Source organism: Streptomyces sp. NRRL S-340, from assembly GCF_000720185.1.
Lineage (GTDB): Bacteria > Actinomycetota > Actinomycetes > Streptomycetales > Streptomycetaceae > Streptomyces.
The window spans coordinates 1-19,197 of record NZ_JOIY01000003.1 but is presented as its reverse complement, the minus strand read 5'-3'; the positions used below and the strand labels follow the sequence as shown (position 1 = coordinate 19,197).

Genomic DNA, 19,197 nt, shown 5'->3' with positions numbered 1-19,197 from the left:
GGCAGGTATTTCTGGCAGGTGCCGCCGAGGGTGTTCCTGTCGAGGCACAGGTGCGTGACTACGGGTTTTCGCCAGCTCAGCAGGACGAGATCTGGAGACGCTGGCATGAGGGGCAGTCGTTCAGCTTGATCGGGCGGCCACTCGGGGCGCCAATGCAGCACGCCCGTCGCTTCCTGTACCAGAGCGGCGGGGTCCGCCTCACCCCGCAAACGCGGTCAGAGCGGCATCTAAGTGGCGGCGAGCGTGAGGAGATATCTCGCGGCATCGCCGCCGGGGAATCGGCTCGGCAGTTGGCCAAGCGGCTGGGCCGATCGCCTTCGACCGTCTCCCGCGAGATCGCCCGCAACGGCGGCCGTGACCGCTACCGAGCCGCCTCGGCCGATGCGGCCCCGCCTACGTGCGTGGGTGCCGGCCCAAGCGGGCCAAGCTCGCCCAACGGTCCGCTCTTCGCGCCCTGGTGGAAGCCAAGCTGGCCCTGTGCTGGTCACCCGAGCAGATTGCAGGATGGCTGCGACGGCAGTTCCCTGGTGACGCCTCCATGCAGATCTCGCACGAAGCGATCTACCTCTCGCTCTACGACCCTCGTCGGCGCCAGGCGATCGACCGCAGCCTCACCCAGCGCCTGCGGTCCGGTCGGCCCATGCGCCGTCCGAAGATCGCCCGCCGGCCCACCGGGCGAGGCATCATCCGCGGCATGGTGTCCATCACCGCATGCCCCGCCGAGGTCGAGGACCGCAAGGTTCCCGGTCACTGGGAGGGCGACCTCGTGATGGGCACCCGGCCCTCGGCCGTCGCCAAGTTCGTCGAGCGCACCAGTCGTTACACGGCCATCGTCGTGCTGCCCGACGGCGTCAAGGCTGAGCAGGTCACTCCGCACCTCACCAGGGGTCTCCTCGGCATCCCGCCCCAGCTACGACGAACACTCACCTGGGACCGGGGCCGGGAGATGGCCGAGCACCAGGCCATCACCGCCGACACCGGGATGCCGATCTATCTCTGCAAGCCGCGCGGCCCGTGGCAGCGCGGCACCAACGAGAACACCAACCGGCTGCCGACGCCTGCTTCGGCAGTACCTGCCCACAGGCGCGGACCTCAATCGTTTGACGACAGGCGGCCAGCGCGTCCAATGAACCCGGACATTTGGGGTATTGGGGCGACGTCGATCCAATCAGATCCGATGGTGATTGCTGACAGGGTTTGACGACAGATAGGGTCCGATCCTCCGTGCGGAGGGGGTACCCGGTGGCGAACCTGGTCTACAAGCGGGTCTCGACCGACCAGCAGTCGACCGCCCGGCAGAACCTCGTCCTGGACGAGGCCGACATCGAGGACCCGGTCGTCTTCGAGGAGGCCCCCGGCACCTCCAGCCGCCTCCATCCCCTCCAGCGGCCGAAGTTCGCCGAGCTGCTGGCGTACGCGCGGCCGGGCGACACCGTCCACATCTCCGAGATGTTCCGCCTCGTGCGCGGCACCGGGCACATCCTCGACGTGCTCGACGTCCTCCACCGCGACCGCCTCGCCTTGCGCATCCACGACGGCGCGTTCTCCGCGATGGACCTCACCGCCCGCCACCCGCGTACCGGAGAGCTGCTGTCCACCGTGAAGTTCATGGTGCAGACCCTCGCCGCCGCCGGCGAACTCCAACGCGACCTCCAGCGCGAGCTGACCTACGATGGCCTGCGCGCCGCCGAGGCCAAGGGCAGCAAGGGCGGCCGACGCCCCGCCGTCGCGGCCGACAAGACCAGCGCCGTCCGCACCGCGTACCTGGAAGGCCGCTCCATCGCTGCCCTCGCCCGCGACCACGGCGTCAGCCGCGGCGCCATCCGCACCGCCGTCGCAGACCTCCTGCCCGACCACACCGACGCCAACGAAGACGGCACCGCCCCCGAGCTGCCGGTCGCCCTCGACATGCCCGGCAAGGTCGCCGACTTCCTCCCCACCACCGACCTGGAGCCCGCCCACCGCGCCGCCCTCGACCAGGGCCTCGCGGTGCGGCGCGGCCAGGGCTACACCCTGCGCGTCACCGCCGCCCCCGCGGTGCACCGCCAGTTGCTCGATCGCTGCCAGCCGCTCGACGGCCCCCAGGGCGTCCCCGCCCAGCGCAAAGCCCGCCGCGAGTACGAGAACCGGGTCAGCGCGCTCGCGCCGACCGAATCATGATCGTTCTCATCGATAACCACGGTTCCATTGATCCCCGCGGCCGGAACACCATCGAGCCGACGCGTGCGCCGGGGCCGGTGGCCTTGCGGCGGGCCACGGCAAGGTCGAGTCTCGGACCCTTCGGGTGGGCCCAGTCGACGGGCACTGAAAGAGTGGCGCACTCGGCTCCCGGCTTCTCCGGGGCGTCACACGGTGCCCACCGCAGGGCCCCTGTCGGCAGACGGTGACGCATGGACCGCGGGAGCGGCGGCGAGGCCGGTGATGACGTCCATCGCTGCTCCCGTGATCATGGCCGTGCCCCGCGCGGCGATGCGCCCCAGCGCCGAACTGCCCCTTGACAGCATGGATCCTCCTCATGAAGAGAGGGGTTGTGTCAGGTGCGCGGTCCAGGCCGGGGCATCATCGCCACGTTAGGTGCACAGCCGCCCATGTGGTGCGTCTGTCCGGGGCTTTTCCGGGTCGGGTGAGGGACCGCTCAGGGGCGAGCGGGGCGCAGAGCGGACAACGGACAGGGTCGGGGCAGGGGAAGGGCCCTGTTGCACCGGCGCACCTCGGCGGGCCGCCGATCCAGCTCACTCGGCAGGAAGACGGCCGCCCCATGATGACGGGTGATGTCCGCCATCACGGCCTCACCGCGGCTCGTGTTCCTGCCCGCGACCAGGATGCGGATGCCGGCCGCGGCGAGAGCGCGCGCCACCGCCGATTCCGATACTGCAGAGGGCCACCCTGCCGAACAAGATCGTCCGTGACGGCAGTGGCAAGGCCATTGTCGCCGCCTCCCTCAAGAGCTGGCGCCTGCAGTGGCTCAAGAGTGGCTTCTGCTGCGGCGATCCGGCTTTCCGCACGCCATGGGCATCGTCTTCGACAGTCGATCATGCGCAGAGTGGTACGAGTGGCTCTCACCTGTCCGTCGCTCCGAGTGCGGACCTGTGGCTGCCGCTCGGTGCAGCACTGAGAGCCGGGCCGTCCAACGTCTGGGCGTGGGTGCACTCGGGTGGAGGGTTGCGCGTGGTGGCGATCACGCCGTCGAGCCGGTCACGCGCAGCGAGAAGTTCGTTGATCCGTCCGTCGATCCGCGCACGCTCGCTCTCCAGCCGATCCAGCAGGCCCGGCAACACCGTTCCGGACTGCACGCAGCGCAGCACCTCCCGCACAGACCTGCTCGGCAGCCCGGCTGCGAACAGTTGCTGGATCAGGTGGACCCGGTCGACGGCAGAGTCCGGATACTGACGCTGCCCGCCGGAGCTCCGCTCGGCCTGCAACAGGTCCTGCTCCTCGTAGTAGCGCAGAGCTCTCACGCTCACCCCGGCCTGGCGGGCCACCTCACCGATCCGCATGTGTCCTCCGCTTTCCCGGCTGACGCGTCGACTTGCACCTCACGTCAACGTCAGGTTTTAGCATAGTCGACGTCAAGGCATACCAGGCCAACCGGACAAACAAGGCAGGTCATCATGCGCGCAGCCCGTTACCACGAGTACGGCGGCACGGACACCCTCGTCATCGAGCAGGCCCCGGACCCGCTGCCCGGTCCCGGAGAGATCCGCGTCCGTGTCACGGCGGCCAGCGTCAACCCCGTCGACTGGAAGGTGCGCAATGGATCGGTGCGCGACTTCCTCCCGATCGATCTGCCGGCGATCCCGGGGCGCGACGTCGCAGGTCTGGTGGACAGGACGGGCGAGGGGGTCAGGTCGGTCGAGATCGGTGACCGCGTCTTCGGCCTGGGCGGAGTAACGGGTGCGACGGCCGAGCTGGCCGTCCTCTCGGCCTGGGCTCCCGCCCCCGCCAACTGGAGCGACACGGAGGCCGCTGCGGCCGGCCTGGCATCCGTGACGGCGCTGGGCGGACTCAAGGCACTCGGTCAGCTGGAGGGGCGCACCCTCCTGATCGAAGGGGCTGCCGGAGGAGTCGGCAGCGCGGCGGTCGAAATCGCCCGCGCCCTGGGGGCCACCGTGATCGGGACGGCCAGTGAGCGCAACCACGCGTTCCTCACCTCCCTGGGCGCCCTTCCCGTGACTTACGGCGCGGGCCTGGCGGAACGTCTCGCCAGCCTGACCCCGAGCGGAGTCGACCTCGTCCTCGATGCCGCCGCTTCCGGCTCCCTGGCCGATCTCGTTGACATCGTCGGTGACCCGGACCGCGTGGTGACGGTCGCCGACCACGTGAACGCACAGCGTCTGGGCGTCCGGGTGGCCAACGCGGTCAACGACGCCACGCTCCTGGCCGAAGCGGGCGCTCTCGGCGAGCAGGGCCGCTACGTGCCGCGTATCGAACAGACCTACCTGCTGGAGGAGATCGCAAAGGCGCATGCTCACTCCGAGTGGGGACACGTGCAGGGAAAGATCGTGGTCACCATCTGATCCACCTGCCGTACACAGGGAAGACGGAGACGGACTCAGACTTGGCGGGCAGCGGTAGCCACTCAAACCGGAAGATCGCTAGCACACGACCGTCGACAGCTACTGAAAGTCACCGCTTTTCGTGATCGCGTGGAAATGCTCGATCAGTGCCCAGGATCATGCGGAAGTGCTCACGAAGTTGCGGAAGCTCCAATATCCTGGCGATCGAGTCGAAGGCCGCGTCGATGACGGCGTGGGTGCCGCACTCGATCAAAGCCATCAGTCTGACCTGTGGGTTTCCGCCCTTGTTGGTGCCGCCGCGGCCGGTGAATCCGAACGTCGCGGCGTTCTCGGGGCTGTCCGGAACGTCCAGCGCGGTGCCATCCCAGCCGACCAGCCGCAAACCGAAGGCGAATGCTCCTGGGGTCATGGGTGTCGCCTGGGCGCCGCACCGGCGTTCGAAAAGGGCCTGCAACGGCTTGTCTCCCAAGCGCTGGCGGGCTCGGGTAGAGGGCCGAACTGGTGGGCAGGCGCTGAAGGACCCCGCCCGGCAGGTGCCGCAGTTTCTCGGTCAGGGCCCGCAGGACCGCCCGGTATCCCGGCGGCCCGGTGCTGTCAGAGCTGCTGAACAAGCACAGAGCCAGGACGAAGTAGACCACCGCGCGGGCCGGCAGAAGCCTGCGGCGGCGCTCGGCCCTGCCGGTCAACTCCAATACTTCGTCGACTACTTCGGGTGTGATCTCCTCGGTGAGTACACCGAGCCGGATCCGGTCGCCGAACTGCGGTTCCGACCGCCTTCGGGGACTTCGAGATGGCACCGGACGGACCGCCGTGGTGACGGCTGGGGCAACAGCGATGGCAGACTGAGCGCCCAACGGGGCTCCCTCCGAGGCAGTCGGATCTTGGTCGATCTCCTGTCCTACCGGGAGCCCCGTTGCCCTGTCCCGAGATCACCTGGCGCATCATCAGTTCGTGGCGACCACCTGTGCATCCCAGGGTTCTACTCACCAGAACAGTCGTCACACACGCTCTACCTGCACTGATGCCCTAAGTCACCGGCATTGACGTGAACAGGGTCCAATACGTCGTCGGTGAAGGAAGGGTCGAGACCCGCATCCTCGACGTGCCAGGCAACACCGCCACTGTCAGTAATGATCTGCAAGCCCTCAGGCGGAGAACGGAGGGTGCGCGCCGGACCACGGAGCGGCCCGCTCGAGCTGGGAGGCCAATCGGATCAGCACGTCCTCCCGGCCGTGCGCGGCGACGAGCTGCACGCCGATGGGAAGTCCGTCGGAGGTGCGGTGCAGGGGTAGGGAGACGGCGGGCTGGCCGGTGACGTTGAACGGCAAGGTGAAGGCGATACATCCTGCGACATCGGCCACCAGGTCCATCGGAGCTTTCGCGTTCGGGGCGAGCTCACCGAGGCGCGGCGGGGGAGTGGGCAGCGTCGGCGTGAGCAGGACGTCGACCTCGGTCTCCCACAAGCCGGCCACACCTCGTGCCCACTTCTGCCACGCCTGTATGCCGGAGAGCCACTGCGCGGCCGTGACCGAGCGGCCCGCCTCCGCGAGCGCCCCGTTCATCGGCTCCAGGTCGGCGGGTTCGAGCGGTTCGCCCAGACGCTGCGACCACTGCCCCAACTCCCAGGCCAATATGGCTGAGAAGAGGGTGGGCAGGGCCTGGAACAGCTCGGGTGCGTCCAGCGCCGCCGCCGGTGTCGGCTCGACGTGGTGGCCGAGGCGGTCGAGCAGCCGGGCCGCGTGCTCGACGGCTGCCACACATTCCTTGTGGGCCGGATCGGTCGCACCCGGCGGGGTCGTACGGAACCCGATCCGCAGTGTGCCCGGATCGACTCCGACCTCCTCGCGGTAGGGGCGCGTCGGGGGCGCCGCCGCGTACGGGTCACCGACTGCCGCACCGGCTGTCACGTCGAGCACGGCGGCGGTGTCACGCACCGACCGGGTCAGCACGTGCTCGTGTGTCACCCCGCCCCAGTACTCGCCGTACTGTGGGCCCAACGAGGACCGTGCCCGAGTGGGCTTCAGGCCGACGACGCCGCAGGCGCTGGCGGGCATCCGTATCGAGCCGGCCATGTCGTTGCCGTGCGCGACCGGGACCATGCCGGCGGCGACCGCCGCCGCCGACCCACCGCTCGAGCCGCCAGGCGATCGATCGAGGGCCCACGGGTTGCGCGTCGCCCCGTGGGCCAACGGCTCCGTGGTCACACTGGTGGCCAGCTCGGGAAGGTTCGTCCGGCCGCAGAAGACGAAACCAGCCGACCGGAACCGTGCCGCCAGGGTGGAGTCCTCACGAGCCCGCCAGCCGCGGTCCCGCAGCGCGCGCATCCCCCCGTAGTACGGATCACCCGCGGTCTGGCACAGGGCGTCCTTCAGCAGCATCGGCACGCCGCGGAACGGGCCATGGGGCAGCCCGGACGCCTCCGCATCGGCGAGGGCCTTCTCATACAAGGGGGTGATGACGGCGTTGAGTGTGCCGTTGAGCCGCTCTATCCGTTCGATGGCGGCCTCGACGAGTTCACGCGGCGTCAGCAGGCCGCGCCGCACCAGGTCGGCCTGCGCCGTCGCGTCCAGCCACGCGAGTTCCTCGCTCGACACGGGGCTCTCCGTCATATGCCCACCCTTTCCTCGGTTCTGCCTCTGCCAGGGAACGTCACGAAGCACCCTCGTGGCAACCGGCCAAGCCCCCAGGGCGTCGACTGCGTCACCCTCTACGCCTACACCTCGAGCCCAACGTCGCCGCCCGCGTCCGCGCCCCCTTCCCCATCCTGGGTAGCTCGGCCGGTCTCGCCGCCGAAGCAACCGTGTACGCCCAGCTGCTCCAGACCTCAGCCGCGGCGACAACCTCGTCCTCGAGGACCGGCTCCGGGAGTGGTGCGAGGTCCTCCGCCGCCGACAGCCCTGAGATCAGTCCGCCCACCCGATGTCACGGACCTCGTTCGCACCGGCGTGCGGCATGAACTGGATCCAGCACGCCGTCCGAACGCCTCCCGGATCTCCTCTACCGAACCGGGGTCACGGACCGGCCAGGTTCGCGGATCGAGTCGCGCGATCTCCACGAGCACCGTCACCTCCTGGCGCGGGCCTGATCGTTCGGCAGTTGCGCCATGACTTCCACCGCGAGTTCCTCCACCACCCCGCCGTACGCACAGTTCGGTGCCCCGGCTTCGTCGGCTGCCTGCTGTTCGGCTCGGGCGCGGGCCTCTGCCTGCGCCCGACCGCTCGCTGCGGCCCTGGCATAGCGGCGTCCTTGCAGGTCAGAGGTTGTCCCAGTAGTTCTCGCGTTCGGAGGGCGGTCCGAACCGCTTGATGGACGAGCAGGTGCAGTTTCCGCCCTCGTACAGCTCCTCGTCGCACTCCTCGTGGTGTTCCCGTACCCGCCGCTTCGCCGGGGCCGCTGGCGGCGCGGGCAGCGAGGCGGGCGGCTCCGGGGCGGCCTCGATGGCCGGCACCGCGCCCGCCCATTCCATGCCCAGCGCGGCGAGGGCGGCGCGCTGTTCCGCGGTGAGCTTGTCCCGTCGGCTCTTGGTGTTGGAGATCCACACCCCGAGTTTCACCGGCACTGGCTCCGCTTCGCCGTCGACCGTGATCTCCGCCACGTGCTGCGCGGGACGGACCGTTGCCCCTCCTTCTCCACCCACTGCGCCAGGGCTGCCAGACCCCGCTGGAACGCCGCCTCAGCCTTACTCCTCGCCTTCCCGGGGCCCATGGCCGCGCCGGCCGCCGCCACCGCGGGGGCGGGTGTCTCCGGCGGTTTGATGCCGAGCGCGGTGAGCCGCTTGCGCTGTTCGGGGAGGAGCTGTGTCCAGGTGTTGGGTTCCTGCTGTCGCCACCTCCAGCTGCCGATGTCGTCGCCGTCCATGTGGACGCCGGGTGTGATGTGGGGCAGGTGGCCGTCGGCGTCGACGAGGTCGGCGAGGACGCGGTAGTGGCGTTGCCAGTTCAGCGGCCACGGGCAGTTCCAGTCCGGGTCGATCTCGGCCAGCTGCTTCGCCCGCTCCTCCGCGCGCTTCGGGTCCTTCCCGAGCCCGCCTTTGCGGCGGAGGTTGCCCATGTGCTGTCCGATGGGCACCATCGCCTCGCCCTCGCCCCACACGGCGTCCTGGCGCGGTGCGAGGTGCCCGGTGGCTCGCCGGTAGGACCGGAGCGCGGCGAGTTTGTTCTCTTCCTCACCGGGCTCCCAGACCATCCCGGCCTCCGGCGCGTCCAGCAGCGTCTTGCGCCGCTCCTCCAGTTCCCCGGCCCGGAGCGCCTTCCTCTGCTGGTGGACCCATCGGCCAAGCGGAAAGGCCTTCGTCGCTCCGACTTCGACCTCGACGTCGTAGGGCACGGCGTGGACACCGGTGATCTGGTTCTCCTTCCGCCAGCGCAGCAGGGCCTGGTAGCCCTCCAGCCACACCAGGGATTCCGGCCGGTAGACACGGGTGCGCAGGAACGCGGCGATCGTCGCTGCGTCGCGCGGGCTGGAGAAGTGCAGGAGGGCCGACTCGGCAGCGGCGTCGGTGACGTCCTGCTCCTGGTCCTCGCCGTCGCTCTCGCCGCCGGCCCCGACGATCCGCCCGTTTTCGTCCCGCTGCACGTGGACTGTGCGCTTGCCGCTGGTGAGGGCGCGGGAGGCGAGTTGCTCGACCAGGCGCTCATCGTGGCTGCGCAGGCCCTGGAGCACAGCCACGAGCGGCTTGAAGTTCGCGGAGGCGACCATGTCCGTCGGGTCCTCGCCGGGCTCCAGGAACACCGGCACGATGATCCTGGCCACCTTCGTGCTGCCGTCCTTGTTGAGGCGGAGTGCGCGGCCGATGTTCTGCACGATCTCCACCTGGGAGCCGCGGGTGTCGGCGAAGCAGATCGAGTCGACTCCTCGCTCGCCGGTGATGTCCACGCCCTCTCCGAGCACCCGCACCGAGGCGAGGAACGCGCGGTGGACCCGGCGCCCGGCCGCGTCGATGCCGTTGGCGAACTGGCGCAGGGCCTCGCGCCGCTCGGCTACGAGGTGGTCGCCGCACAGCCACGCCGACCACACCCGGTCCGGGGTACGTGGCGGCCGGCCTCCAGCTCGTAGAACTCCGCGTCGATCGAGGACTTCGGCAGTTTGTCCGCGGCGGCCAGGTCCTCGTCGGAGGCGTCGTTCACGTAGAGCTCGGCTGCCGTCTCGGGCAGTTTCTCCGCGAAGGCGGCGGCTTCCTCGACCTTCTGGTGGAACGTCATGACCGTGCGGAGGTTCCACGCGGCGGCGTGCTCCAGGAGCGCGGTCTGCAACAGGGCCAGGCGCCGGCCGCGCCGGGCCTCCTCCGACTCCTCAAGGACGGGGGAGGGGTCGCGGATCTCCAGGACGTCGATCTCGAACCCGGCGAGGATTCCCCGCTCGATCGCCCCCGACAGACCCAGCTCGGCGCCGGGAAGCCACGCGCAGTACCTTCCGTCCGGGTCGTCGGTCATGGTCGCGATCTCCGCCTCCTGGCCGTCCGCGCCCCTGCGTGGCTGGGGAGCCGCCAGGATGCGCGGGGTCGCTGTCAGGTAGAGCCGGAAGTCCGCCGGGATCCGGGTGTTGTCGTGGATCGCCGCCCACGGACGGCCGAGATCACCGGCCGTTCCGTGGGCCTCATCCACGATGGCGAGGTCGAAGCCGTCCATGCGCTGCCCGTAGAGCCGGTCCCCGCGCGCCAGGGCAACCTCCAGCGGCCCGCGAACCTTCCGCGGTCCGGTCGGATCTTCGGCATCCTCGCGGTCCACCAGGGAGGCGTACGTGGCGAACACGATGACCGGCCCGGACCTGGCCCACAGGGCGAGCTGGATCGGGTTCGTGGTGGTCCGCACTTCCAGCGCGTTGAGGACCGCGTCGTTCTCCAGTGAGCACACGGCGACCATCGGGGCGCGGTGGCCCACCAGGCGCCACGCCTGGGCGGTCTGCACGAGCAGGTCCAGGGTGGGCACGGTGACAAGGAGCCGGCCTTCCCGGAAGCGCTCCAGCGCGCAGGCGGCGGCTGTGATCGTCTTGCCCGACCCGGTGGCGGAGACGATCGTGGCCCGGGCGCCCTGCGGGGGCACGGAGGACCTTGTAGGAAACCCCACCCATTTACGGATGTGCCTGGTGTTCTCGCAGGCTGATCACGTCAGGCTCCTTGCGGGGTATCGGCTCACGGCTGGGGTGCGCTGACCGTGGGGTGGGGCGCTGCGGGCGGGGACTGCTGCTTGCGGCGTCGTCGAAGTTCGCGCTGTGCCTGGGCGCGTGCGCATTCGCGGGTGCAGTATTTGATGCCGCTGGTGCGGTTCTGTCCGTATTCGGCGCGGCCGCGCTGGCGTACGAAGTTCCGCCGACAGGTCTCGTTGGCGCACTCGCGGATCGTGGCGCCTTCGGCGAGGTGGTTGTACAGCTGGAGGAAGACGACCGAGAGGATGCTGGGGTAGCGGTCGTCGAGACTGCCGATGCCGATGCTGAACGGTTTGAGCGCCGCGTTCAGCTCATGCACCAGGTCGCTGACCCTCATGTCCAGGGCGATCTCGCGCAGATGGTCCAGGTCGCGCGGCCACGCCTCGTCCCGGTGTGTGTTCTCGGACTGCAGCCGTGCCAGCTCTTCCTCGCTCACTTCGGCCTCGACGAGCGCGTCGAGGCCGCCCTCGCGCCGTAGGGCCAGCCAGGTGGTGATGGCCGCCTGCGCCTCAGTGACGTACAGCGTTGCCAGTTCGCCGCGCAGGGCGAACGGTCCGCTGCTCGGGTGCAGGCTTTCGGCGAGTTCCTTGAGGCGCTCGTACTCGTCTTCGTCCCAGCTGCCGGTGCCGATGCTGCCGCCGAGGTGTCCGTAGGCGCGCATCAGGGCGGCCGCAGCGTCGAGATCTGCGGGCTCCAGCTCCATGAACTCTCGCAGGTAGAAGTCCTCCGGCAGCGCAACGCCTTCCACCTCGGAGCGCAGATGCGGCTCCCAGACGATCCACTCGCCCTCTGCCCGCGCGCCGGTCAGCGGCCGTAACTGCGGTGCGGGCACGGGCGTCCCCGGCCAGAGCGTGGGACGAAAGTGTGGGTCAACGTATGCCGCCATGAGGGGCATCATAGTCATCGGATGGGTAGTACGAACAGTGAACACTTGGTACCACGCCGATGACTTGTGGAACGTAGCCGAGGGGGCCGCAGTGAGGCAGTGGCAGGACCGCCAGGCAGTGGGCGAGGCGCACGAACGGCGGGTGTCAGCCGCTTTACGGGCACGCGGCTGGACCGTCCACCCCTGCGGGCAGGGCACCTTCCCACCCGCCGTACAGGAAGCCCTGCGCCGAACCCGCTCCGCCCTGCGGCAGTTCCCTGACCTGATCGCGGCCCGGGGCGCCGACCTCGTCACCATCGATGCCAAGGACCGGATGCCCAGCACCGACTCCCACCGCTACGCGGTCAGCACCGACACGGTGAACGCCGGTCTCCTCTTCACCGCGATCCACGCCCCCACTCCGCTGTACTACGTCTTCGGCGACCTCAAAGTGCTCACCCCGGCCGAAGTGGTCCACTACACCGCCCACGCCCTCCGCCACCACAGCGGGGCCTTCCACCTCATCCGCACAGAGCAAGCACACCCATTCGACGACGTCTTCGGACCTGAAGCCACACTGGCTGCCGCATAGCGGTCGTCGAGCAAAGAGCCGCTGTGGTGGTGCCGCTCCGCCGTCGGCAGCGAAGATCCGCTCGCCCCCCGCTGCGCCGCTGTGAACTCCGCGATGCCGACCACTGGATGCGCCAGGCTCTCGACCTGGACTTCGACATCGTCGTCCACGCCCACCACCGCACCCGGCCGAACCGGCCGCGCGCCCCGCAGGCTGCCACTCTGCGGGGACCTGTAGAGCGTCTCAGAGTCGAGGAGGTCTGCGGCGAGTTCCACCATCCCGACCAGCGGCTGGCCGACCAGATCGAGGAACTCGCGGCCCCCTGCTGACCTTTTGCCGGAGGCCTGCCGTCGGCGGAGCGCCGCCAGAGCGCTCCCGCGGACACCTCTTTGGCGCCAAGTCACGGGGTAGCTGCAGCGTCAAGGGGGGGGTGCTACGCCGAAGGACCACGTGCCGCTTTCGTTGTACGAGGGGGGACGCGGTCCGTGTGCAGGTCAGCCGGTGGTGGGCATCGGGGTTCGATCAGCAGACGACGGTCTTCTGGTACGTCCCCCAGTTGATCACGTAGTAGAGCTGGTGCTTGTTCGTGATCGCCTTGCACCCCATGTCAGGGCCGTACTTCACCACGATGTTGACGTGCATGGTCTTGCCGCACGTGTTGTAGAGGTACACCTGTGTGTAACCCTCGGGGTGGGCGTACACGGTTCGCTGGATGCAGGCGGGAGCGGTGCCGCCAGAAGCTGCACTCGCGGCGGGGGCCACAGCAGCCCCGCCTCCGACCAGCGCTGCGGTTGCCGTCAGCGCAGCCAGGCTCTTACGCATTCCCATGATCGATCTCCCCTTTGGCGGTTGAGGGCGGCGCGGGGTGGGCCGCGCCGCCCGGCTTGCACCACCGAGACTGCAGGGGAGCCGATGCCGGCTGCCAGCGGTGGCGCGGAACTGAGGGCTTCATGGGACGTCCCGCTGGCTGACCTGCTATGACGGTTCTGTGTGTGAGACGCGATGGGATGCGGCTGACCTGACGGGAGCCTGTATTGGAGTCCGCCTGCACTGGATAATTCCAATGCTTCATCAGCTTGACTACTGGTATGGGGTGGAACATGCCACGTTGGCGCGAATTACCCGAATCTCTTGACGAGCGGGTGCGGAGCCTGGTCGTTCAACTGCGCAGGCTGAAGGACCACACCGGGCTGAGTCTGTCGTCGTTGCAGACCAAGACGGGTCACAGCCGCGCCTCCTGGGAGCGCTACCTCAACGGGAAGGCGCTTCCGCCGCGGCAGGCGGTGGAAGCGCTGGCGCGGGTCGGAGGTGTCGACCCGACACGGCTTCTGGCTCTCCACGAAGTGGCTGAGGAGGCATGGCGGCAGAAACCCAGCCATTCGGAAACGACAGAACCACCTCGGGCGCGGGGCGCGCGGCGCAGGGCGTCGATCGGCATCCTGCTGGCCGTTGTTCTCGGCGGGCTGGTCGCCGGGGTCCTGGTCGCCGCGCCGTGGGAGCACGGGCATCCGTCCTCCCCGGCTCACACAGCCTTCGCCTACAAGGCGGGCAAGACGTACACCTGTGTGGTCAAACGCCACAACGGACTGCTCTACGCGGGCTACAGCACCACCAGCACCGCGCTGCTCTCCGGACCGGACTGGGATGTCGTCGAGGCCCAATGCCTCCTGCGGCACCACGGGTTCGACCCAGGCGTCGTGGACGGTGTCTACGGGCCGAACACGATCCGCGCGGTCAAGCGCCTGCAGGACAATGCCGGCCTGCTTCCCGACGGACAAGTGGGCCCGCACACCTGGCAGGCACTGCGCAAATGACGGACACCGCACCGCCCAGTGCCAAGCCCGTCTGCGTACGGCTGGCAAAGGAACTGCGTGTGCTCAGGACCCGGACGGGCCTGAGCATGGCCACCCTGGCCGAGCGAACCAAGTACAGCAAGTCCTCCTGGGAGCGCTACCTCAACGGCAAGCAGCTTGCCCCGCGACAAGCCGTCGAAGCGCTGTGCACGATGGCGCAAGAACCCCCGGGGCGTCTGCTGGCACTGTGGGAACTGGCCGACCTGGAGTGGAGCGGACGCGCCCACAGGACAGTGCCCCCCACTGCCGAGAGAGCCGCGACATCCTCACACGGCAACCGACCGAGCGATCCCAGAACATCTCCTGACCATGCCACTCCTGGTCCGGCGCGCAGAGGGGGCATCCAGCGGCACCGGCGCGCCTTCGCCGCTGCGTGCATGGTCGGGATCACGGCCGCGATAGGTGTGGCAGCGCTGCTTCGTACAACCGCAGAGAAGCCCCCGCAGTCGGCGTCCTCGGCACCGGCTGCTCCCGGATGCCACGCCCGGACGTGTGCGGGGCACCAGCCAACAGCGATGGGCTGCGCCATGCCCAGCCAGGAAAAAATACTACGCGGTCAACAGATCTCTCCCGGAGTGCGCCTGGAAGTCGTATACAGCACGCAGTGCCGTGCGGCGTGGGCAGTGGTGGGGAGCGCGCATGTCGGAGACACACTCATCGTGTCCGTCCCCGGCAGAGCACCCCAGCAAGCCGAAGTCTCCGACAAGTACGACGCGGAGGGCCCCCTCATCACTCCCATGACGGACGGCAGTGACCTCACCGGACTTCAGGCGTGCTACAAACCGGCCGGCGGACACAACGAATGCTTCCTGCGGTGAGAGGTCGAAACGTCGCCAGGGCCTGCCGGCTCCGCAAGGCGGTCCCGCCCGCAGGCGGGGAGGTCAATCTCGACCCTTTTCGCCCCCTGCCATTGCAACACCCCGCAGTACCCGAAGCCGCCAAGGGCGGTATGCCCCTGGCGGCTTCAGGAATCGTGGGTCGCGATCAGCAGCTGGAACCCTCCATGTAGTAGGCGTCCAGCCAAGACCAGGTGTTCGGGCCGACGATGCCGTCGGTGGTGAGGCCCACGCAGGCCTGGAAGGCTTGCGCCGCAGCCCTGGTCTTGGAGCCGAACTTGCCGTCCTCGGCGATGGCCTGGTAACCGGAGTGGTATCGCATGTCGTAGTTGACCTCGCACTGGGCCCGCTCGACAGAGGATCCGGCGTTGCCGACCCCGATGGTGGACTCCTTGGCGTACAGGTTGCAGGTGTTGCTCGCAGCGGCCGGGGTAGCCCCCGCGACGCCGACCAGAGTGCCCCCTCCGACCAGCGCTGCGGTTGCCGTCAGCGCAGCCAGATACTTACGCATTCGCATGATCATTTTCCCCTTTGGCAATTGAGGGTGGGGCGGACCGTGCCGCCTGGCTTGCACCACCGAGACTGCCGGGGAGTCGATGTCGGATGCCAGGAATGGCGTGAGACTGAGGGCTTCAAGGGACGCCCCACTTGCTGACCTGCTGGGATGGTTCTGTGTGTGGGACGGGCTGGGATGCCGGGTGGACAGGCGGGTGACCTGAAGGCCAGCTGTGTCGGGCCCCGCGGGTACTGGATGATTCCAATGCTTCATCAGGTTGACTACTGGTATGGGGCGGAATATGCCACGTTGGGAGCAATGCTCAAGACCTGTGGATCGAACTCGGGAGGGGTGCCTCGCGGAACGCGGAGGGCGTACCTTCCCGAGTGATCGACTTCTGGTCATCGAGTAGGCCCGCGTTGCAGCGCGGGTCGGGAAGGCACGCCCGTGCTGAGCGTAGTCACCGAGGACGGCACCACTCAGAGCGGCTCCCTGATGGACGACATCGTCCGTGAGGGCGCCCGTCGGATGCTCGCCGCGGCTCTGGAGGCCGAGGTCAACCAGTACGTAGCTGAGTTGGTGGGCGAGCGGGACGAGGCCGGGCGGGCTGGGCACCATCGCCTCCTACGCAACCGAGGTGCCGCTGCCACCAACCGGGACGTGGACCGCGCCGGGTAAGGGCGGCGCGATCCCGGACATCGTGCTCACCGCACCCGGGTCCGGGGTGCCGCTGCTGTTCGTGGAGGTCGACAACTGCCACGAAGGCGCTACTCACGCCGGTAGTCCCGCAGGACTGCGTCACCGAAGGCACCGAAAGCTGGGCTGCTCGGTCAACGCAGATCCGCTGTCCGGCGCCGGTCGGCACCGGCGGACGCGATCGGTCCCCGGGCCGGCCTGCCGGTGCGACCGGGTCCGTGCGCCCGCGCTCGCACCACGGAGCGGAGCCCGCTGTGCTCCCACCGGCCCGGCCCGGTGCGCTGCCACTGGTTTTCGCCCGGACCTGCGGACGAGGGCCGGTACGGCGATCGTCCGGCGGGAGGTTCGTCCGGACGTGCTGAAGGAGGCCCGTTCTCAGGGTGATCAGTGCGCGGCCTGCTGAACCGTCCCGCCTCCGCCGTGGAGACGAGTGACCAGGCTCTCGGCGGCGTCCAGATCGGGCTCGCGCACAACGTACCGGGTGATGCCCCAGCGTCGCTCGTGGTCCGCCATCGCCGCCAGGATCTCGTCCTCGGTACCGACCCAGACGTACGGCGAGGACAGGACCTCGCGTTCGGTGCTGCCGAACCGCTCGGCGAGGTGGTGCGCGGCTGCCTGTGCGTCGTCGGTGATCTCCACCGCCTGGACGAGTGCCTCGCGAGGTGGCGAGGCCTTCCGGTCGACGGCGCCCTGCTCGATCAGCTCCACCTGCCAGTCGATGTCCTCACCCCGCCAGCGCGTCTCGTGGCTGTGTCCGTCCGCGAGCGTCCGGCCGAGGCCGCTCAGGGCGACGACGTCGGCGTGCCGGCCGGCCCACCGCAGCAGCGCGGAGTTGCCGCCCCCGAAGGTGAACGGCACCCGGGACTGCACGGGCCGGGGAGAGTCCAACCGCGCTGCCCGTGCGTACACGTACGGGCCGTCGACGGTCACCTCGTCACCCGCCAGCAGCGCACGGCACGCCTCCGCCACCGCCGTGAAGCGCTGCACGCGCCCGGCCACGTCCGGGCGGCTCGACCCAAGCATGTCCCACTCGGCCGGGGTGTGGCCGGCTCCCAGGGCCAGACGGGACCGCCCGTCCGACAGGACGTCGAGGGCCGCGACGTCGCTGGCGAGCAGCAGGGGCTCCCGGATGCCGGCGTGGGACACGTAGGACCCGAGCCCGATGCGTTCTGTGACGGATGCCGCCGCCGCGAGGGCGACGAACGGGGACGCCACCGTACCCGGGTGGTCAGGAGCGAGCAGTGCGTCGAAGCCCGCCGCCTCGCACCGCTGGGCGAGGGCGGTCCAAGACTTCGCATCTGTCAGGTTCGCCTGTATGGAGATCGTCACCATGGGCACAGCCTGCCTTCGCCGGGCTCCGCGCCGCCACTCGCCGAGCGGCAGTCGGCCGAAGTCGTGCGGCAGGTCAACTGGCGATTTCCTACGGGTTGTCACGTTGCCGGCGAAATGACCCGGACGGTGAGCGGGCCATGGGGGGCAAAGGTCCGCGGACCGGCCCCAGCGGCGCAGGCGCGCGGGGCGGGGCGATCGCTGCCACGGAAGCGGGCCGGGCCGGCCCGAAGCCTCTGTGCTGGCCTTTCGCCCGGGCCCCGGGACGGGCGCGGCCACCGCCTTCGCGGGCTCCGGCCGCCACGCCGCCCCCCGGCCGGGCCGCACCGAGTGCGCCGAACGGCCCCGCCGCGCACGGGCCGCCCGGAGGGCCGGTGGGGCGGGGCGCGCGGCGCGGGTCGTCAGCCGGCGGCCTTGCCGACGATGCGTTCCATCTTCACGCCGGCCTCCACGGGCAATCGATTTGGCTCCTGCTGACCAGCGGCCTCCGTCGCGGCGAGGTGTGGATGATCGCCTACGTCGGCGCCACCTTGGTGCCTGGCGACCAGGCATGGGGCTTCGAGGAGCGGGCGCGGCGCTGGCACACTGGCAACGAATGGTGGGACTGAGCAGTTGTCCTGTGGACCGTAGGTCGCGGACCGTTCGATTCTTTGGTGCCTCCCGAAGTGAGTCTCTGGCTCACTCTCCGTGAAGCGGACACGTTGAGTGCCGGATCAAGGTGCTCAAACGTCAGATGTTCGGCCTCGCTGGCTTCGCGCTCCTCCGCAAGCGAGTCCCCCTCCAGCAACACCGAACGCACCGACGCCCTGGCAGACTTCCTGCCCACCTGCAACCACCACCGCTGCCACACCGCATTCGGAGGCCAGCCACCGATCAACCGTGTGAACAACCCTGCGGGCCAATACAACTGGCCGGTCGTCCGGTCGCCAAGGGGCGGTCGCGGGCACGCGGACCCCGCGGCACACGCGCCCAACTCCTCCCACGTGTCCGGGCAGCGCAGGTCTGGGGCGAGTCGGCCGCCCCCTGGGGCGCCGGTACGTTTGCGCCGGCGATTCGCCCACCCCGATCAGGTATGCGTCCAGGCGGTGGGGCAGGAGGGGGGCGCGGTGCAGTGGCGTCCGCCCGCCGACCGCTGGGTCGGCGGGCGTGCCTCCGGCAGCAACTCGAGCGGCTACTTCTTGGTGCAGACCTGGTGGGGCTTGACCCAGACCCGCTTGGTCTTGCCGTGAGCGGTGACCGTCCGGTAGTGGCCCTTGACCGTGTGGCACTTCTTGTCGACGGTCAGCGCGGCGTGGCGTGGCGTCGTGGTCGACGGCGCCGCGGATGCGGTACCTGTCGCTACGGCACCTGCGCCCGTGACCAACATCGTCGCCGTGAGCCCGGCGGCGAGGTTGCGTGCGATGCGACTCGTCATGAGCAGCTCCTTTCCGGTCCAGCGCGCCCACCAGCGCCGGGGCCTCGGTCGGGAAGCCCAGGCCGGCAAGCGCACCATCGAGGATCACCTCAGGCACCCGAACGTGCATCCACAGAGCGAGATGTCACCCGTTCGGCGCAAGCGCTCGTGCGTTCCAGCTGCTCCGGCACCACCTTGGGGCCGCATTGACGGCTGGGATCGCCGCGGCTGGGCCGACGTCACGACCTGACCGTGATGGACCCCGACACCGGCGGCCCCCAGCCGCACGGCCACGGACTCCTGACAGCGGGCAAGGACTGGCTGCACATCGACGCCGGCAGCACCCTGGAGAACCCCGTCGTCACCCTCTACGCCGGAACCGATCCCGGAGCCGAGGACGGCTGGGACGAGGTCGAGGAGACCACCGTCATCTCCACGACCGGCTTCCTCGCCCTGTGCGACAGCGGATACGCACCCGTGCGCAAGGAGAACCTCGC

Annotated in this window: 15 protein-coding genes and 5 pseudogenes; 10 read left to right on the top strand and 10 right to left on the bottom strand. The window is 69.5% G+C overall.

Annotated elements, in window-relative coordinates; translation table 11 throughout:
- Nucleotides 1-50: 50 nt before the first annotated feature.
- Both IG64_RS43175 and IG64_RS02360 read left to right on the top strand, forming a co-directional pair.
- Nucleotides 51-1,094 (top strand): annotated as a pseudogene (locus IG64_RS43175) (IS30 family transposase); the annotation flags it as partial.
- Nucleotides 1,095-1,242: 148 nt separating this feature from the next.
- Nucleotides 1,243-2,160 (top strand): recombinase family protein, encoded by a 918-nt coding sequence (locus IG64_RS02360; RefSeq protein ID WP_037851378.1) that lies wholly within the window; start codon nt 1,243-1,245, stop codon nt 2,158-2,160.
- Nucleotides 2,161-3,059: 899 nt separating this feature from the next.
- On the opposite strand, the gene IG64_RS02355 is transcribed toward IG64_RS02360, so the two are convergent.
- On the bottom strand, nt 3,060-3,497 hold the full coding sequence (locus IG64_RS02355) for a MerR family transcriptional regulator (protein WP_051812275.1): 438 nt from the start codon (nt 3,495-3,497) through the stop codon (nt 3,060-3,062).
- Nucleotides 3,498-3,611: 114 nt separating this feature from the next.
- Here IG64_RS02355 and IG64_RS02350 point away from each other — a divergent pair, with 114 nt between their 5' ends.
- Complete coding sequence (locus tag IG64_RS02350) at nt 3,612-4,517, top strand: NADP-dependent oxidoreductase (protein ID WP_037851376.1); 906 nt, start codon at nt 3,612-3,614, stop codon at nt 4,515-4,517.
- A gap of 109 nt (nt 4,518-4,626) precedes the next feature.
- Here IG64_RS02350 and IG64_RS41880 read toward each other — a convergent pair whose 3' ends face one another.
- The 5 genes and pseudogenes from IG64_RS41880 to IG64_RS02330 form a co-directional block, all read right to left on the bottom strand.
- Nucleotides 4,627-4,926 carry a hypothetical protein gene (locus tag IG64_RS41880; protein ID WP_234438374.1) on the bottom strand — a complete coding sequence of 100 codons (300 nt, stop codon included), beginning with the start codon at nt 4,924-4,926 and terminating at the stop codon, nt 4,627-4,629.
- Between the two features lie 52 nt (nt 4,927-4,978).
- Nucleotides 4,979-5,314, bottom strand: a pseudogene (locus IG64_RS41875) (transposase domain-containing protein); the annotation flags it as partial.
- A gap of 348 nt (nt 5,315-5,662) precedes the next feature.
- Nucleotides 5,663-7,126 carry an amidase gene (locus IG64_RS02340; RefSeq protein ID WP_037851374.1) on the bottom strand — a complete coding sequence of 488 codons (1,464 nt, stop codon included), beginning with the start codon at nt 7,124-7,126 and terminating at the stop codon, nt 5,663-5,665.
- 644 nt (nt 7,127-7,770) lie between these two features.
- Nucleotides 7,771-10,622 (bottom strand): annotated as a pseudogene (locus IG64_RS02335) (Helicase associated domain protein).
- A 25-nt stretch (nt 10,623-10,647) separates the two neighbouring features.
- Nucleotides 10,648-11,547, bottom strand: a complete 900-nt coding sequence (locus IG64_RS02330; RefSeq protein ID WP_234438355.1) for a hypothetical protein — start codon at nt 11,545-11,547, stop codon at nt 10,648-10,650.
- A 91-nt stretch (nt 11,548-11,638) separates the two neighbouring features.
- Here IG64_RS02330 and IG64_RS02325 point away from each other — a divergent pair, with 91 nt between their 5' ends.
- Nucleotides 11,639-12,118: a hypothetical protein gene (locus IG64_RS02325; protein ID WP_037851603.1), complete on the top strand. Its 480-nt coding sequence runs from the start codon at nt 11,639-11,641 to the stop codon at nt 12,116-12,118.
- A gap of 107 nt (nt 12,119-12,225) precedes the next feature.
- Entirely contained in the window at nt 12,226-12,426 is a 201-nt protein-coding gene (locus tag IG64_RS02320) for a hypothetical protein (protein WP_037851372.1), read from the top strand.
- Between the two features lie 193 nt (nt 12,427-12,619).
- On the opposite strand, the gene IG64_RS02315 is transcribed toward IG64_RS02320, so the two are convergent.
- Nucleotides 12,620-12,799 carry a hypothetical protein gene (locus IG64_RS02315; protein WP_037851369.1) on the bottom strand — a complete coding sequence of 60 codons (180 nt, stop codon included), beginning with the start codon at nt 12,797-12,799 and terminating at the stop codon, nt 12,620-12,622.
- 386 nt (nt 12,800-13,185) lie between these two features.
- Between IG64_RS02315 and IG64_RS02310 the strand changes: the two genes are divergently transcribed.
- Complete coding sequence (locus tag IG64_RS02310) at nt 13,186-13,911, top strand: peptidoglycan-binding protein (protein ID WP_051812268.1); 726 nt, start codon at nt 13,186-13,188, stop codon at nt 13,909-13,911.
- Nucleotides 13,908-14,768: a helix-turn-helix domain-containing protein gene (locus tag IG64_RS02305; protein WP_037851368.1), complete on the top strand. Its 861-nt coding sequence runs from the start codon at nt 13,908-13,910 to the stop codon at nt 14,766-14,768. The genes IG64_RS02310 and IG64_RS02305 overlap by 4 nt, the downstream gene beginning before the upstream one ends.
- A 166-nt stretch (nt 14,769-14,934) precedes the next feature.
- Here the strand turns inward: IG64_RS02305 and IG64_RS40980 are convergent, their stop codons facing one another.
- On the bottom strand, nt 14,935-15,297 hold the full coding sequence (locus IG64_RS40980; protein WP_051812266.1) for a peptidoglycan-binding domain-containing protein: 363 nt from the start codon (nt 15,295-15,297) through the stop codon (nt 14,935-14,937).
- A 432-nt stretch (nt 15,298-15,729) separates the two neighbouring features.
- Between IG64_RS40980 and IG64_RS02295 the strand changes: the two are divergent.
- Nucleotides 15,730-15,900 (top strand): annotated as a pseudogene (locus IG64_RS02295) (IS256 family transposase); the annotation flags it as partial.
- Nucleotides 15,901-16,362: 462 nt separating this feature from the next.
- Here the strand turns inward: IG64_RS02295 and IG64_RS02290 are convergent.
- Nucleotides 16,363-17,310 (bottom strand): LLM class flavin-dependent oxidoreductase, encoded by a 948-nt coding sequence (locus IG64_RS02290; RefSeq protein ID WP_037851366.1) that lies wholly within the window; start codon nt 17,308-17,310, stop codon nt 16,363-16,365.
- Nucleotides 17,311-18,086: 776 nt separating this feature from the next.
- Here IG64_RS02290 and IG64_RS40000 point away from each other — a divergent pair.
- Nucleotides 18,087-18,212: pseudogene (locus IG64_RS40000) on the top strand (IS481 family transposase); the annotation flags it as partial.
- Between the two features lie 266 nt (nt 18,213-18,478).
- On the opposite strand, the gene IG64_RS40975 reads toward IG64_RS40000, so the two are convergent.
- Entirely contained in the window at nt 18,479-18,721 is a 243-nt protein-coding gene (locus tag IG64_RS40975; protein WP_037851361.1) for a hypothetical protein, read from the bottom strand.
- A gap of 231 nt (nt 18,722-18,952) precedes the next feature.
- Here IG64_RS40975 and IG64_RS02275 point away from each other — a divergent pair.
- Nucleotides 18,953-19,197: hypothetical protein (locus tag IG64_RS02275; RefSeq protein ID WP_199811487.1), on the top strand; the 245-nt coding region annotated here is incomplete at its 3' end.